Origin of the sequence: Streptomyces chilikensis, from assembly GCF_001642695.1 — a bacterium.
GTDB lineage: Bacteria > Actinomycetota > Actinomycetes > Streptomycetales > Streptomycetaceae > Streptomyces > Streptomyces chilikensis.
This window is the reverse complement of record NZ_LWCC02000005.1, coordinates 1,829,559-1,842,511: the sequence shown is the minus strand read 5'-3', so window position 1 is coordinate 1,842,511 and position 12,953 is coordinate 1,829,559. Positions and strand designations below refer to the sequence as shown.

General features: G+C 71.8%; 14 protein-coding genes. 11 read left to right on the top strand and 3 right to left on the bottom strand.

Annotated features, from left to right (window positions below):
* Positions 1–24: 24 nt before the first annotated feature.
* From rpsM to truA, 5 genes are all read left to right on the top strand, one after another.
* On the top strand, positions 25–405 hold the full coding sequence (rpsM, locus tag A2U95_RS08170) for a 30S ribosomal protein S13 (protein ID WP_166021526.1): 381 nt from the start codon (positions 25–27) through the stop codon (positions 403–405).
* 65 nt (positions 406–470) lie between these two features.
* The gene (rpsK, locus tag A2U95_RS08165) at positions 471–875 is read left to right on the top strand and encodes a 30S ribosomal protein S11 (RefSeq protein WP_003956432.1); all 405 of its coding nucleotides are present in this window, start codon (positions 471–473) and stop codon (positions 873–875) included.
* Positions 876–1,027: 152 nt separating this feature from the next.
* Complete coding sequence (locus A2U95_RS08160; protein WP_151771761.1) at positions 1,028–2,050, top strand: DNA-directed RNA polymerase subunit alpha; 1,023 nt, start codon at positions 1,028–1,030, stop codon at positions 2,048–2,050.
* 179 nt (positions 2,051–2,229) lie between these two features.
* Positions 2,230–2,745: a 50S ribosomal protein L17 gene (gene rplQ, locus A2U95_RS08155; RefSeq protein WP_166021525.1), complete on the top strand. Its 516-nt coding sequence runs from the start codon at positions 2,230–2,232 to the stop codon at positions 2,743–2,745.
* A 91-nt stretch (positions 2,746–2,836) separates the two neighbouring features.
* Positions 2,837–3,715, top strand: coding sequence for a tRNA pseudouridine(38-40) synthase TruA (truA, locus tag A2U95_RS08150; protein ID WP_166021524.1), 879 nt, complete (start codon positions 2,837–2,839; stop codon positions 3,713–3,715).
* 147 nt (positions 3,716–3,862) lie between these two features.
* On the opposite strand, the gene A2U95_RS08145 is transcribed toward truA, so the two are convergent.
* On the bottom strand, positions 3,863–4,747 hold the full coding sequence (locus A2U95_RS08145; RefSeq protein ID WP_166021523.1) for a hypothetical protein: 885 nt from the start codon (positions 4,745–4,747) through the stop codon (positions 3,863–3,865).
* Between the two features lie 259 nt (positions 4,748–5,006).
* Between A2U95_RS08145 and rplM the strand changes: the two genes are divergently transcribed.
* The 3 genes from rplM (at position 5,007) to glmM (ending at position 7,591) form a co-directional block, all read left to right on the top strand.
* Positions 5,007–5,450, top strand: a complete 444-nt coding sequence (rplM, locus tag A2U95_RS08140) for a 50S ribosomal protein L13 (protein ID WP_166021522.1) — start codon at positions 5,007–5,009, stop codon at positions 5,448–5,450.
* Between the two features lie 42 nt (positions 5,451–5,492).
* The gene (gene rpsI, locus A2U95_RS08135) at positions 5,493–6,005 is read left to right on the top strand and encodes a 30S ribosomal protein S9 (protein ID WP_166021521.1); all 513 of its coding nucleotides are present in this window, start codon (positions 5,493–5,495) and stop codon (positions 6,003–6,005) included.
* Between the two features lie 227 nt (positions 6,006–6,232).
* Complete coding sequence (gene glmM / locus A2U95_RS08130; protein WP_166021520.1) at positions 6,233–7,591, top strand: phosphoglucosamine mutase; 1,359 nt, start codon at positions 6,233–6,235, stop codon at positions 7,589–7,591.
* Positions 7,592–7,663: 72 nt separating this feature from the next.
* On the opposite strand, the gene A2U95_RS08125 is transcribed toward glmM, so the two are convergent.
* Positions 7,664–8,611 carry a DUF389 domain-containing protein gene (locus A2U95_RS08125; protein ID WP_166021519.1) on the bottom strand — a complete coding sequence of 316 codons (948 nt, stop codon included), beginning with the start codon at positions 8,609–8,611 and terminating at the stop codon, positions 7,664–7,666.
* 24 nt (positions 8,612–8,635) lie between these two features.
* Positions 8,636–9,628 carry a type I pantothenate kinase gene (gene coaA / locus A2U95_RS08120; protein ID WP_166021518.1) on the bottom strand — a complete coding sequence of 331 codons (993 nt, stop codon included), beginning with the start codon at positions 9,626–9,628 and terminating at the stop codon, positions 8,636–8,638.
* A gap of 244 nt (positions 9,629–9,872) precedes the next feature.
* On the opposite strand from coaA, the gene glmS reads away from it, so the two are divergent.
* The 3 genes from glmS to A2U95_RS08105 form a co-directional block, all read left to right on the top strand.
* Positions 9,873–11,801: a glutamine--fructose-6-phosphate transaminase (isomerizing) gene (gene glmS / locus A2U95_RS08115; protein WP_166021517.1), complete on the top strand. Its 1,929-nt coding sequence runs from the start codon at positions 9,873–9,875 to the stop codon at positions 11,799–11,801.
* Positions 11,802–12,211: 410 nt separating this feature from the next.
* Positions 12,212–12,583, top strand: a complete 372-nt coding sequence (locus A2U95_RS08110) for a holo-ACP synthase (protein WP_166021516.1) — start codon at positions 12,212–12,214, stop codon at positions 12,581–12,583.
* Between the two features lie 22 nt (positions 12,584–12,605).
* The coding region (locus tag A2U95_RS08105; protein ID WP_277350870.1) for an NAD(P)H-hydrate epimerase at positions 12,606–12,953 on the top strand (348 nt) is incomplete at its 3' end.

The following is a 12,953-nucleotide window of genomic DNA, read 5'->3' as shown; positions in this document are numbered from 1 at the left end:
CCGACAACCAACTGGAGCCATTGAATGGCACGCGTTTCCGGTGTTGACATCCCGCGCGAAAAGCGCGTGGAGGTCGCCCTCACCTACGTGTTCGGCATCGGCCGGACCCTCTCCCAGCAGACGCTGGCCGCGACGGGCATCGACCCGAACACCCGTGTTCGCGACCTCTCCGAGGAGCAGCTCGTCGCGATCCGCGAGTACGTGGACGCCAACATCAAGACCGAGGGTGACCTCCGTCGCGAGATCCAGGCCGACATCCGCCGCAAGGTCGAGATCGGCTCGTACCAGGGTCTGCGTCACCGCCGCGGCCTGCCGGTCCGCGGTCAGCGCACCAGCACGAACGCCCGTACCCGCAAGGGCCCGCGTCGCGCCATCGCCGGCAAGAAGAAGCCGGGCAAGAAGTAGTCCGCAGCGGACGACTGTCCACGGTCTTCGCTGTAGGACCGACCACCTCCCGTAGGAGATAAGACATGCCCCCCAAGGGACGTCAGGGCGCTGCCAAGAAGGTGCGCCGCAAGGAAAAGAAGAACGTCGCTCACGGCCACGCGCACATCAAGAGCACGTTCAACAACACGATCGTCTCGATCACGGACCCGTCCGGCAACGTGATCTCCTGGGCCTCCGCCGGCCACGTCGGCTTCAAGGGCTCGCGCAAGTCCACCCCGTTCGCCGCGCAGATGGCCGCCGAGTCGGCCGCGCGTCGCGCGCAGGAGCACGGCATGCGCAAGGTCGACGTCTTCGTCAAGGGTCCCGGCTCCGGCCGTGAGACCGCGATCCGTTCCCTCCAGGCCACCGGCCTCGAGGTGGGCTCGATCCAGGACGTCACCCCCACCCCGCACAACGGCTGCCGTCCGCCGAAGCGCCGCCGCGTCTGAGTCGGCGCCCGTGAGGGCTTGAGGTGTCGGGCGGTACGGCTCCGTGAGGGGACGTGCCGCCCGTATCCTTGCAGTACCCGCGCCTTCGTAAGGGTGCGGTTCCGTCGGGCGTCAAATAGCGGGCGTCCACGAAAGAAGGATCTGATCCAAGCATGCTGATCGCTCAGCGTCCCTCGTTGACCGAAGAGGTCGTCGACGAGTTCCGCTCCCGGTTCGTGATCGAGCCGCTGGAGCCGGGCTTCGGTTACACCCTCGGCAACTCCCTGCGCCGTACCCTCCTCTCCTCGATCCCGGGTGCGGCGGTCACGTCCATCCGCATCGACGGCGTGCTGCACGAGTTCACCACCGTGCCGGGCGTCAAGGAGGACGTCACCGACCTGATCCTCAACATCAAGCAGCTGGTCGTCTCCTCGGAGCACGACGAGCCGGTCGTGATGTACCTGCGCAAGCAGGGCCCGGGTCTGGTCACCGCCGCCGACATCGCGCCCCCGGCCGGTGTCGAGGTGCACAACCCCGACCTGGTTCTGGCCTCGCTGAACGGCAAGGGCAAGCTGGAGATGGAGCTGACCGTCGAGCGCGGTCGCGGCTACGTCTCCGCCGTCCAGAACAAGCAGGCCGGCCAGGAGATCGGCCGCATCCCGGTCGACTCGATCTACTCGCCGGTCCTCAAGGTCACCTACAAGGTCGAGGCCACCCGAGTCGAGCAGCGCACCGACTTCGACAAGCTGATCGTCGACGTCGAGACCAAGCAGGCCATGCGTCCGCGCGACGCCATGGCGTCGGCCGGCAAGACCCTGGTCGAGCTGTTCGGTCTGGCCCGCGAGCTCAACGTCGACGCCGAGGGCATCGACATGGGCCCGTCCCCGACGGACGCCGCCCTGGCCGCCGACCTGGCGCTGCCGATCGAGGAGCTCGAGCTCACCGTCCGGTCGTACAACTGCCTCAAGCGCGAGGGCATCCACTCCGTGGGTGAGCTCGTCGCCCGCTCCGAGGCCGACCTGCTGGACATCCGCAACTTCGGTGCGAAGTCCATCGACGAGGTCAAGGCGAAGCTGGCCGGCATGGGCCTGGCCCTCAAGGACAGCCCGCCCGGATTCGACCCGACCGCCGCCGCCGACGCCTTCGGCGCCGACGACGACTCGGACGCCGGGTTCGTCGAGACCGAGCAGTACTGACCGTCTTCCGCGGCGGGGTCCCCGGACCCCGCCGCGGGTGCGGTCCGCACCCTCCGGGACGCCGTCCCCGGGGTGCCGTTCACGCTTCCGGGTCCGTCCCGGATCTTCGACGGGCGACCGCCCGCTCGGATACTGACTCCGGTACCTGATACGGCCGGAGCAGACACCTAGGAGAAGAAATGCCGAAGCCCACCAAGGGTGCCCGTCTGGGCGGCAGCGCCGCGCACGAGAAGCTGCTCCTCGCGAACCTCGCCAAGAGCCTCTTCGAGCACGGCCGCATCACCACCACCGAGGCGAAGGCGCGCCGTCTGCGCCCGTACGCCGAGCGTCTGATCACCAAGGCGAAGAAGGGCGACCTTCACAACCGCCGCCAGGTGCTCTCGGTGATCACGGACAAGAGCATCGTCCACACGCTCTTCACCGAGATCGGCCCGCGCTACGAGAACCGCCCGGGTGGTTACACGCGCATCACCAAGATCGGTAACCGCCGTGGCGACAACGCGCCCATGGCCGTCATCGAGCTGGTGGAGGCCCTGACCGTGGCCCAGCAGGCCACCGGCGAGGCCGAGGCCGCCACGAAGCGCGCCGTCAAGGAGGACGAGGCCAAGCAGGCCGAGACCACCGGGACGAACGAGGCCGCCGAGACCGCGGAGCCTGCCGCGGACGCGGCTGAGGGTGACGCCAAGGACGCCTGATCCGGCGCCCCAGGCTGACGCCTGACGAGAGCGGGCCCGCCCTTCCCGGGTGGGCCCGCTTTCGCATGCCGGTACCTGAGAGGATCGAAGGGTGAGCGACGAAGTACAGCCCGGTTTCGTCCGGGTGCGGCTGGACCTGTCCTACGACGGCACGGGCTTCCACGGCTGGGCCAGGCAGGCCGGCGGGAAGCGGACCGTGCAGGGCGAGATCGAGGACGCGCTGCGCACCGTGACCCGGTCGCGGGAGACGACGTACGAGCTGACGGTGGCCGGCCGCACCGACGCCGGGGTGCACGCCCGCGGCCAGGTCGCGCACGTGGACCTGCCCGGCGAGGTGTGGGCCGAGCACCGGGAGAAGCTGCTCAAGCGGCTGGCCGGCCGGCTCTCGCGGGACGTGCGGATCTGGTCGGCCGTCGAGGCGCCCCCCGGGTTCAACGCGCGGTTCTCCGCGGTCTGGCGCCGCTACGCCTACCGCGTCACCGACGCCCCTGGCGGGGTCGACCCGCTGCTGCGCGGGCACGTGCTCTGGCACGACTGGCCGCTGGACGTCGCCGCGATGAACGAGGCCGCCAAGGCGCTGCTGGGGGAGCACGACTTCGCGGCGTACTGCAAGAAGCGCGAGGGCGCCACCACCATCCGCACGCTGCAGGAGCTCAGCCTGGTGCGCGGGGACGACGGGATCGTCACCGCCACGGTGCGGGCGGACGCGTTCTGCCACAACATGGTGCGCTCGCTGATCGGCGCGCTGCTGTTCGTCGGCGACGGGCACCGGCCGGTGGAGTGGCCCGGGAAGGTGCTGGCCGCCGGGGTGCGGGACTCCGCGGTGCACGTGGTGCGGCCGCACGGGCTGACGCTGGAGGAGGTCGGCTACCCGGCCGACGACCAGCTCGCGGCGCGGAACCTGGCCGCCCGCAACCGGCGGACGCTGCCGGGGGCGGCGGCGGTCGAGGGCTGCGTCACCTGCGACTGACCCGCGACCGGCCCGCGGCCGGCCCGCGGGGCCCGTGGTGGCGCGCCGTGCCAGGAGCACGCGCGGCACGCGGCGCGCGTCGCCCGCGGGGGTCCGGGTGCCACGGGTCACAGGGAACCGGCTCCGCCCCCCGTGACCCGGTGCGGATCAGGACGCCGGGGCGGCGGTGGACTGGACCTCGCCGCGGCGGTGGATCTGCTGGAAGGTGTAGTGGGCGAGCTGGTCGCCCGCGTCGAAGGCCTTCTTGTCCTGCGCGGTGACGTCCTTGCCGCCGGTGAAGCCGGTGATGGTGAAGTAGGCGTACCGCCCGTAGGAGTTCATGGTGGTGCGGCAGACCGCGCCGTCGCAGAACGGTTTCACCCCCTTGCCGGACAGCGGCTCGATGATGGCGGCCTTGTCGGCCTGCCCGCGGGCCGCCGTGGCGTCCTCGGCGGTGTCGAAGACGGCGACGCCGACCGTGACGGCCACGCCGTCGCGGGTGTAGGTGGCGCGGAGCATCTTGGTGCAGCCGTTGGCGTTGAGGACGGCCGGCAGGGTGTGCTGGGCGGCGGAGGCGCAGTCGGCGGTCTCCGCGGAGGGGCCCTTGACGTAGACGGCCTGGCCGAGGGTCAGCTTGCCGCCGGCCTTGCCCGGGAGGAGCGTGGCGGGGGAGAGCGGAGCGGTGTCCTTGCGGGAGTCCGCGAGGATCTCCTCCGGGTCCAGCGGCGGGGGCGCGCTGGTCGGCGCGAACGAGGGCGTGCCGGTGGAGGCCGACGCGCCGCCGGAACCGCCGGCGGTGGACGGTTCCTCCCCGCCGCGGGTCAGGAGCACCGCGGTGACGGCGCCGGCCGCGACGACCGCGGCCGCGGCGCCCGCGGCGACGATCCTGCGGCGCTTCGCCTTGGCCGCGGACGCCTCGGCGAGGGCGTCCCAGTCGGGTCCCCCGGAGCCGCCCTGCGACCACGGTGCGGGAGCGACGGCGTTCGGCTGCTGCGATTGAGGCGTCCAAGGGTCCCACTGCTGTGGCCCAGGCCCCCCTTGCCCATAACTCATGCCGCGCATCCTAGACGGGCTGCCGCGCCGGGCGTGAGGCGCGGGCGTTTTGACCCATGGGCGGGGCGGAGGGTAGCCTGCATGTTCGTTGTGTATTGGCTTGCTCATTCTCACGGGACGGGCCCTTACACCGGTCCACCGGGCCGATGACCAGCGACCTGCACGCGGTTTGCGTCACCGCAGTGCGGTCAGGGCTGTCGTGATCGCTTCGGTGACCTTGTCTAGGACCATTCACTGAAGATAGCGAAGGCTACGAACCGTGCGTACGTTCAGCCCCAAGCCCGGCGATATCACCCGCCAGTGGCACGTCATTGACGCCCAGGACGTCGTCCTCGGCCGCCTGGCGTCCACCACCGCCTCCCTCCTGCGGGGCAAGCACAAGCCGATCTACGCGCCCCACGTCGACGCTGGTGACTTCGTCATCATCATCAACGCGGACAAGGTGCACCTGTCCGGCAACAAGAAGACCCAGAAGATGGCCTACCGCCACTCCGGCTACCCGGGCGGTCTGCGTTCGGTTCGTTACGACGAGCTGCTCGCGAAGAACCCGGAGAAGGCCATCGAGAAGGCCGTCAAGGGCATGCTCCCCAAGAACACCCTGGGCCGTCAGATGCTCTCCAAGCTGAAGGTCTACTCGGGCGAGAACCACCCGCACGCTGCCCAGCAGCCGGTTCCGTTCGAGATCACCCAGGTCGCGCAGTAAGTACGGCCACCCCCTAAGCCTGAAGAGAATCTGAGGAGAATCGTGGCCGAGACCACTGCCGAGCAGCCGCTCGAAGAGCTTGACATCGACAGCTACACCACCGAGTCCGAGGTCCCCGTCGAGGGCGAGTACACCTCGGAGTCCATGGCCTCCCGCTTCGGCGAGCCCCAGCCGGCCGCCGGCCTGGGCCGCCGCAAGAACGCCATCGCCCGCGTCCGGATCGTCCCGGGCACCGGCAAGTGGAAGATCAACGGCCGCACCCTCGAGGACTACTTCCCGAACAAGGTGCACCAGCAGGAGGTCAACGAGCCCTTCAAGGTGCTCGAGCTCGAGGGCCGTTACGACGTCATCGCCCGCATCTCGGGTGGCGGCGTCTCCGGCCAGGCCGGTGCCCTCCGTCTGGGTGTCGCCCGTGCGCTGAACGAGGCGGACGTCGACAACAACCGCGGCCCGCTGAAGAAGGCCGGCTTCCTGAGCCGCGACGCGCGTGCCGTCGAGCGCAAGAAGGCCGGTCTGAAGAAGGCCCGCAAGGCCCCGCAGTACAGCAAGCGCTAAACCCGGCGCTGCCTGTACGTACGGCAGACCCGCAGTACGTCCGAACGCCCCGGCGGCACTCATCCTGTGCCGCCGGGGCGTTCGTTTATCAGCGGCGACAGTCATATAAGGGAACAATGTGCTGTAAGGCCCATTGGGGCTCGGGTGTGGCGTTCGTCATGATGCGGAACTTCCGGCGCGGCACCCGTGACGCAGTACTTCTGATGTAGCACTTCTCTGGAGGACCAGTGGGACGACTCTTCGGCACGGACGGTGTACGGGGTGTCGCCAACGCGGACCTGACGGCCGAGCTCGCGCTCGGTCTCTCCGTGGCGGCGGCACACGTACTGGCCGAGGCGGGCACCTTCGAGGGGCATCGCCCCAAGGCGGTCGTCGGACGGGACCCGCGCGCGTCCGGAGAGTTCCTGGAGGCGGCCGTGGTGGCCGGGCTCGCCAGCGCCGGCGTGGACGTGCTCAAGGTGGGCGTGCTGCCCACCCCGGCGGTCGCCCATCTGACGGGTGTCCTCGGCGCCGACCTCGGCGTGATGCTCTCGGCCAGCCACAACGCCATGCCCGACAACGGCATCAAGTTCTTCGCCCGCGGCGGCCACAAGCTGGCCGACGAGCTCGAGGACCGCATCGAGGCCGTCTACCGCGAGCACAGCACCGGCGCCCCCTGGGACCGGCCGACCGGATCCGGCGTCGGCCGGGTCGGCGAGCACCTGGAGGGGCTGGAGACCTACGTCACGCACCTGCTCGGCGTGCTCCCCAACCGGCTCGACGGCCTGACGGTCGTGCTCGACGAGGCGCACGGCGCCGCCTCGCGGGTCTCCCCGGCCGCCTTCGAGCGGGCCGGCGCCCGGGTCGTCACCATCGGCGCGGAGCCGGACGGCCTCAACATCAACGACGGCTACGGCTCCACCCACCTCGGCAAGCTCAAGGCCGCGGTCGTCGAGCACGGCGCGGACCTGGGCATCGCGCACGACGGCGACGCCGACCGGTGCCTCGCGGTCGACCACACGGGCGAGGAGGTCGACGGGGACCAGATCCTGGCGATCCTCGCGCTGGCGATGCGGGAGCGGGGCGTGCTGCGCGCCGACACGGTGGTCGCCACGGTGATGTCCAACCTGGGCTTCAAGCTCGCCATGGAACGCGAGGGCATCCAGCTCGTCCAGACCGCGGTGGGCGACCGCTACGTGCTGGAGGAGATGAAGGAGAAGGGCTTCGCGCTGGGCGGCGAGCAGTCCGGCCACGTCATCGCGCTCGACCACGCCACCACCGGCGACGGCACCCTCACCGGCCTGCTGCTCGCGGCGCGGGTCGCGGCGAGCGGCCGGTCGCTGCGCGAGCTGGCCGCGGTGATGGAGCGGCTGCCGCAGGTGCTGGTGAACGTGCGCGACGTGGACAGGTCGCGGGTCTCCACCTCCGCCGAGCTGGCCGCCGCCGTGGAGGACGCGGAGCGGGAGCTGGGCACCACCGGGCGGGTGCTGCTGCGGCCGTCCGGCACCGAGCCGCTGGTGCGGGTGATGGTCGAGGCGGCCGACATCCACCAGGCCGAGTCGGTGGCCGGCCGGCTGGCCGACGTCGTCAAGTCCGCGCTGGGCTGACACGGCCGCGCGACGACGTGAGGAGGGGGCGGGACCGCGCGGCGGTTCCGCCCCCTCCTCACGTTCCGCGGGTCACGTGGTGCCGGTGAGGGGGTGGCGCCGGAGCTTCCGGGACCAGCTCCACTTCTGGACCAGCAGTGTCAGCGTGCCCGCCAGGACGATGCCCGCCAAGTTCACCAGGAGCTGGATCGACGACCCCCAGGCCTGCCCGTAGTCGCCGTAGTCGAAGGCGACCGCGGCGTTGGCGGCGGCCGGGACGGTGGTGACCGAGATGGCGACGCCGACCAGGGCCCCCGACTTGGCCGAGGTCAGCGAGAGCATGCCCGCGCAGCCCGCCAGCAGGGCGACCACGAAGGAGAAGAGGTCGGGGTCGTAGATGAACCCCGTGTTGGGCCGGTCGGCGTTGAGCTGCTCGGCGCTGAAGAGCCCCACGCTGGTCATGAGCAGGCTGAACAGTGCCGTCAAGGCCATCGCCACCGCGAAGCCGCCCAGCAGCGCCCCGAGCGAGCGGACGGCCAGGCGCGGGGCCGGCCGGACCAGGGCCGTGCAGAAACCGGCGAGCGGGCCGAACTCCGGGCCCACCGCCATCGCGCCCACGATCAGCACCGCGTTGTCCAGCACCACACCGCAGGCCGCGATCATGGTGGCCAGCGACAGGAAGGCGACGTAGGACCAGGAGAAGCTGGACTCCTCGTGGGTCGCCTCCACCAGCTGGTCCCAGACCACCGCGTCGGAGCCCTCGCCGGGCGCCTCCTTCTCGGCCCGGTCGGCGTGCCGGGAGAGGGAGAGGTCCAGGTTGTCGGCGCTGATGGAACCCTCCTGGTCCAGGCCCATCGCGCGCAGCTCCCCGATCACCTCGTCGGCGGCCTCCCGGGCGACGTCCACCGTCACCAGGTCGCCGGCCGGCTCGCGGGCCGCCCCGGGGATGACGACCAGATGGGTGCAGCCGGCGGTCCGGCGGATCATGGTGACCACCGCGTCGGTCCGCTCGGCCGGTGTGATCAGTCGCAGGTGCAGCATGCGCGGCAGACTAGCGGGCGGCGCTCACAGCTTGCGCAGGCGCAGTCGCTGGACCTTGTGGTCCGGGCCCTTGCGCAGGACCAGGGTGGCCCGGCCGCGGGTGGGGGCCACGTTCTCCACCAGATTGGGCCCGTTGATGGTCCGCCAGGTGCGGCGGGCGTACTCCAGGGCCTCCTCCTCGGACACCTGGGTCCACCGGCGGAAGTACGACTCGGGGTTCTGGAACGCCGTGTCGCGCAGCCGGCGGAAGCGGTGCAGGTACCACTTCTCGACGTCCTCCGCCTTGGCGTCGACGTAGACGCTGAAGTCGAAGTAGTCGGCCAGCGCCACCCGGGTGCGGCCGTCCTTGCCGGGGAGGGCGGGCTGGAGGACGTTGAGGCCCTCGACGATGAGGATGTCCGGGCGGCGGACCGTCAGCCTCTCACCGGGAACGATGTCGTAGATCAGGTGGGAGTAGACCGGCGCGGTGACCTCGTCCTTGCCGGCCTTGATGTCGGCGACGAACCGGGTCAGCGCCCTGCGGTCGTAGGACTCGGGGAAGCCCTTGCGCTCCATCAGCCCGCGCGCCTGGAGCTCGCGGGTGGGCAGCAGGAAGCCGTCGGTGGTGACGAGTTCGACGCGCGGGTGCTCCGGCCAGCGGGAGAGCAGCGCCTGGAGCAGCCGGGAGACGGTCGACTTGCCGACCGCGACCGAGCCGGCGACCCCTATGACGAACGGCGTCCCCGACTGGGAGCCCTTCTCGCCGAGGAAGGTGTTGAGGGAGGACCGCAGGTTGTCCGTGGAGCGCACGTAGAGGTTGAGCAGCCGGGAGAGCGGCAGGTAGATGTCCCGCACCTCGTCCAGGTCGATGACGTCACCGAGGCCCCGCAGCCGCTCGACCTCCTCGGCGGTGAGGGGGAGCGGCGTCTTGTCGCGCAGCGCGCTCCACTCCTGGCGGGTCAGGTCCACGTAGGGAGTTGCCTCCGGCCGGGACCGGGGGGCGCCGCCTGAGGGCATCGGGGAGGCCGGAGAGATCACAGTCCATTGTTACGGGCGTCCGACCGGGCCGCGGGGTGGGGTGTGTCACTAGGGGGCGTGGCGGGGTGGTCACCGGGGGCAGGTCAGGGCAGGGCCGGGGCCCGGAGGCTTCGGGCGGCGTGGAGGCTTCGGGCTGCGCGGAGGCTTCGGGCGGCGTGGAGGTCCGGGCTGTGCGGAGGGCCGGGCGGCCCGAACGGACCATGACCGGACGCGCGGTTCCCGAACCCGGCCTAGGGTGAGGGACATGTGCGGAATTGTGGGATATGTGGGCCGTCAGGCGGCGTTGGAGGTCGTGACGGCGGGGCTGCGGAGGCTGGAGTACCGGGGGTACGACTCGGCGGGCGTGGCGGTCCTCGCCGACGGCGTGCTGGCGGTGGCCAAGAAGGCGGGCAAGCTGGTCAACCTGGAGAAGGAACTCGGCGAGCGTCCCCTCCCGGCCGCCACCACCGGCCTGGGGCATACCCGCTGGGCCACCCACGGTGCGCCCGACGACGTCAACGCCCACCCGCACCTGGACGACGCCGGCCGGGTCGCCGTCGTGCACAACGGCATCATCGAGAACTTCGCGCGGCTCCGCGCCGAGCTGGAGGAACGCGGCCACCGGCTCACCTCGGAGACCGACACCGAGGTGGTCTCCCACCTGCTGGCCGAGGAGTACTCGGCGTGCGGCGGACTCGCCGAGGCGATGCGGCTGGTGTGCCGGCGGCTGGAGGGCGCGTTCACCCTGGTGGCGGTCGCGGCGGAGGAACCCGGTGTGGTGGTCGGCGCACGGCGGAACTCGCCGCTGGTGGTCGGCGTGGGACAGGGCGAGGGCTTCCTCGCCTCGGACGTGGCCGCGTTCATCGAGTACACCCGGGACGCGATCGAGCTGGGCCAGGACCAGGTCGTCGAGCTGTGCCGCGACGACTCCGGCCGACCCGGAGGGACCGCCGCGCCGGCCGGGCCGGGCAGGCCGGGCGCAACGGGCGGGCCGGACGGGTCGGTCGCGGTGACGGTGACCGACTTCGACGGGCGTCCCGCCGCGGTGCGGGAGTTCCACATCGACTGGGACGCCTCCGCCGCCGAGAAGGGCGGCTACGACTACTTCATGCTCAAGGAGATCGCCGAGCAGCCCAAGGCGGTCGCGGACACCCTGCTCGGGCGGACCGACGGCGAGGGGCGGCTCTCGCTGGACGAGCTGCGGATCTCGCCGGAGGAGCTGCGCGGGACCGACAAGGTGGTGATCGTGGCCTGCGGGACCGCCTTCCACGCCGGGCTGATCGCCAAGTACGCCGTCGAGCACTGGACGCGCGTCCCCTGCGAGGTGGAGCTGGCCAGCGAGTTCCGCTACCGCGATCCCATCCTGGGGCCGCGCGCGCTGGTGATCGCCATCTCCCAGTCGGGGGAGACCATGGACACCCTGATGGCGCTGCGCCACGCGCGGGAGCAGGGATCCAAGGTGCTGGCCATCTGCAACACCAACGGCGCGACCATCCCGCGGGAGTCGGACGCGGTGCTGTACACCCATGCCGGGCCGGAGGTCGCGGTCGCCTCCACCAAGGCGTTCCTGACCCAGCTGGTCGCCTGCTACCTGGTCGCCCTCTACCTGGGGCAGGTGCGCGGCACCCGGTCCGGGGGCGAGATCCGCGAGCAGGTGCGGGAGCTGTCGGGGATCGCCGACGGGGTGGAGCGGGTGCTGGAGACGATGGAGCCGGTGCGGGAACTGGCCCGTTCCCTGTCCTCGAGGAACACCGTGCTGTTCCTCGGTCGGCACGTGGGCTACCCGGTGGCGCTGGAGGGCGCGCTCAAGCTCAAGGAGCTCGCCTACATGCACGCCGAGGGGTTCGCGGCGGGCGAGCTGAAGCACGGGCCGATCGCGCTGGTCGAGAAGGGCGTGCCGGTCGTGGTGGTCGTGCCGTCGCCGCGTGACCGGGCGGTGCTCCACGACAAGATCGTCTCCAACATCCAGGAGATCCGGGCGCGGGGGGCCCGGACCATCGTCATCGCGGAGGAGGGGGACGAGGCGGTCGTCCCCTACGCCGACCACCTGATCCGGATCCCGGTCACGCCGCCGCTCCTCCAGCCGCTGGTGGCGACCGTTCCGCTCCAGGTGTTCGCCTGCGAACTGGCGACGGCCCGGGGGAACGAGGTCGACCAGCCGAGGAACCTGGCGAAGTCCGTCACGGTGGAGTGACGGCACCCCGGGCGGGGACGGGCCCCCGCCCGGAACTCCGGTCCGGACCGGGCGCCGTCCGCGTGTCGCGGGGAGCGCCGGTCCGCCCCGGGTCGGTGCGCGGACCGCGGGGACGGGCCACGGTGCCCGGGCACGGCGGGCGTGGGCCTCGGCGCCCCCTGGACGGCCCGTCCGTGCCCGGGGGCGGCTGCCGGTCGACGCCGTGGCTCCGGCCGCTCCGGGGCGGGTCGCGGAGGGAGGCGCGGGCCGGGTCGAGGCGTGCCACCACCTCGGCCTCCGTGCCGGTGACGTGGAAGGGGGCGAACGCGTCAGCGGCGGCGCCGTGGTGGTGCGCGTCGTCCGGACCGGTGCGGTGCCAGGTGTTCCCCAGGGCTCCGACGGGGATGCCGCGCGTCCGTAGGCTGAGGGCCATGAGCATCATCGGCGTCGGTATCGACGTGGCCGAGATCGACCGCTTCCAGGCCGCCCTCGCCCGCACCCCGCACATGGCACAACGCCTCTTCAACGACAGCGAGCTCACCCTGCCCAGCGGCGAGCGCCGCGGCATCGCCTCGCTGGCCGCCCGGTTCGCGGCCAAGGAGGCGCTGGCCAAGGCGCTGGGTGCGCCGCCCGGCCTGCAGTGGCGGGACGCCGAGGTGTACCTGGAGGAGAGCGGCCGGCCCCGGCTGCGGGTCTTCGGCACGGTCGCCGCCCGTGCCGCCGAACTGGGCGTCAGCTCCTGGCACGTGTCGCTCAGTCATGACGCCGGGGTGGCCTCGGCGGTGGTGATCGCGGAAGGCTGATTCCTGGGGAAGACTCGGCCGTATGCGGAGTGCCTACAGCGTTGAGACGGTACGTGCGGCCGAGCGGGAGCTGATGGCGAGGCTTCCCGAGGGCGCGTTGATGCAGCGGGCGGCGGCCGGGCTGGCCGCGGCCTGCGCCCAGGTCCTGGGCCGGAGGGCGGGCCGGGTCTACGGCAGCCGGGTGGTGCTGCTGGTCGGCAGCGGTGACAACGGCGGTGACGCGCTGTTCGCCGGGGCGCGGCTGGCGCGGCGCGGGGCCGGGGTGACGGCCGTGCTGCTCTCGCCGGACCGGGTGCACGGCGGCGGACTGGCCGCGCTGCGGCGCGCCGGGGGGCGGGACGTGCCGGTCGCGGCCGGGGCGCCGTCCGGC

What these genes read in the sequence shown, in the direction of transcription:
- rpsM (WP_166021526.1), top strand. Translation starts at nt 25, where the DNA reads ATGGCACGCGTTTCCGGTGTTGACATCCCGCGCGAAAAGCGCGTGGAG.
- rpsK (WP_003956432.1), top strand. Translation starts at nt 471, where the DNA reads ATGCCCCCCAAGGGACGTCAGGGCGCTGCCAAGAAGGTGCGCCGCAAG.
- A2U95_RS08160 (WP_151771761.1), top strand. Translation starts at nt 1,028, where the DNA reads ATGCTGATCGCTCAGCGTCCCTCGTTGACCGAAGAGGTCGTCGACGAG.
- rplQ (WP_166021525.1), top strand. Translation starts at nt 2,230, where the DNA reads ATGCCGAAGCCCACCAAGGGTGCCCGTCTGGGCGGCAGCGCCGCGCAC.
- A2U95_RS08145 (WP_166021523.1), bottom strand. Translation starts at nt 4,747, where the DNA reads ATGAGTTATGGGCAAGGGGGGCCTGGGCCACAGCAGTGGGACCCTTGG.
- A2U95_RS08125 (WP_166021519.1), bottom strand. Translation starts at nt 8,611, where the DNA reads ATGCTGCACCTGCGACTGATCACACCGGCCGAGCGGACCGACGCGGTG.
- glmS (WP_166021517.1), top strand. Translation starts at nt 9,873, where the DNA reads ATGTGCGGAATTGTGGGATATGTGGGCCGTCAGGCGGCGTTGGAGGTC.
- A2U95_RS08110 (WP_166021516.1), top strand. Translation starts at nt 12,212, where the DNA reads ATGAGCATCATCGGCGTCGGTATCGACGTGGCCGAGATCGACCGCTTC.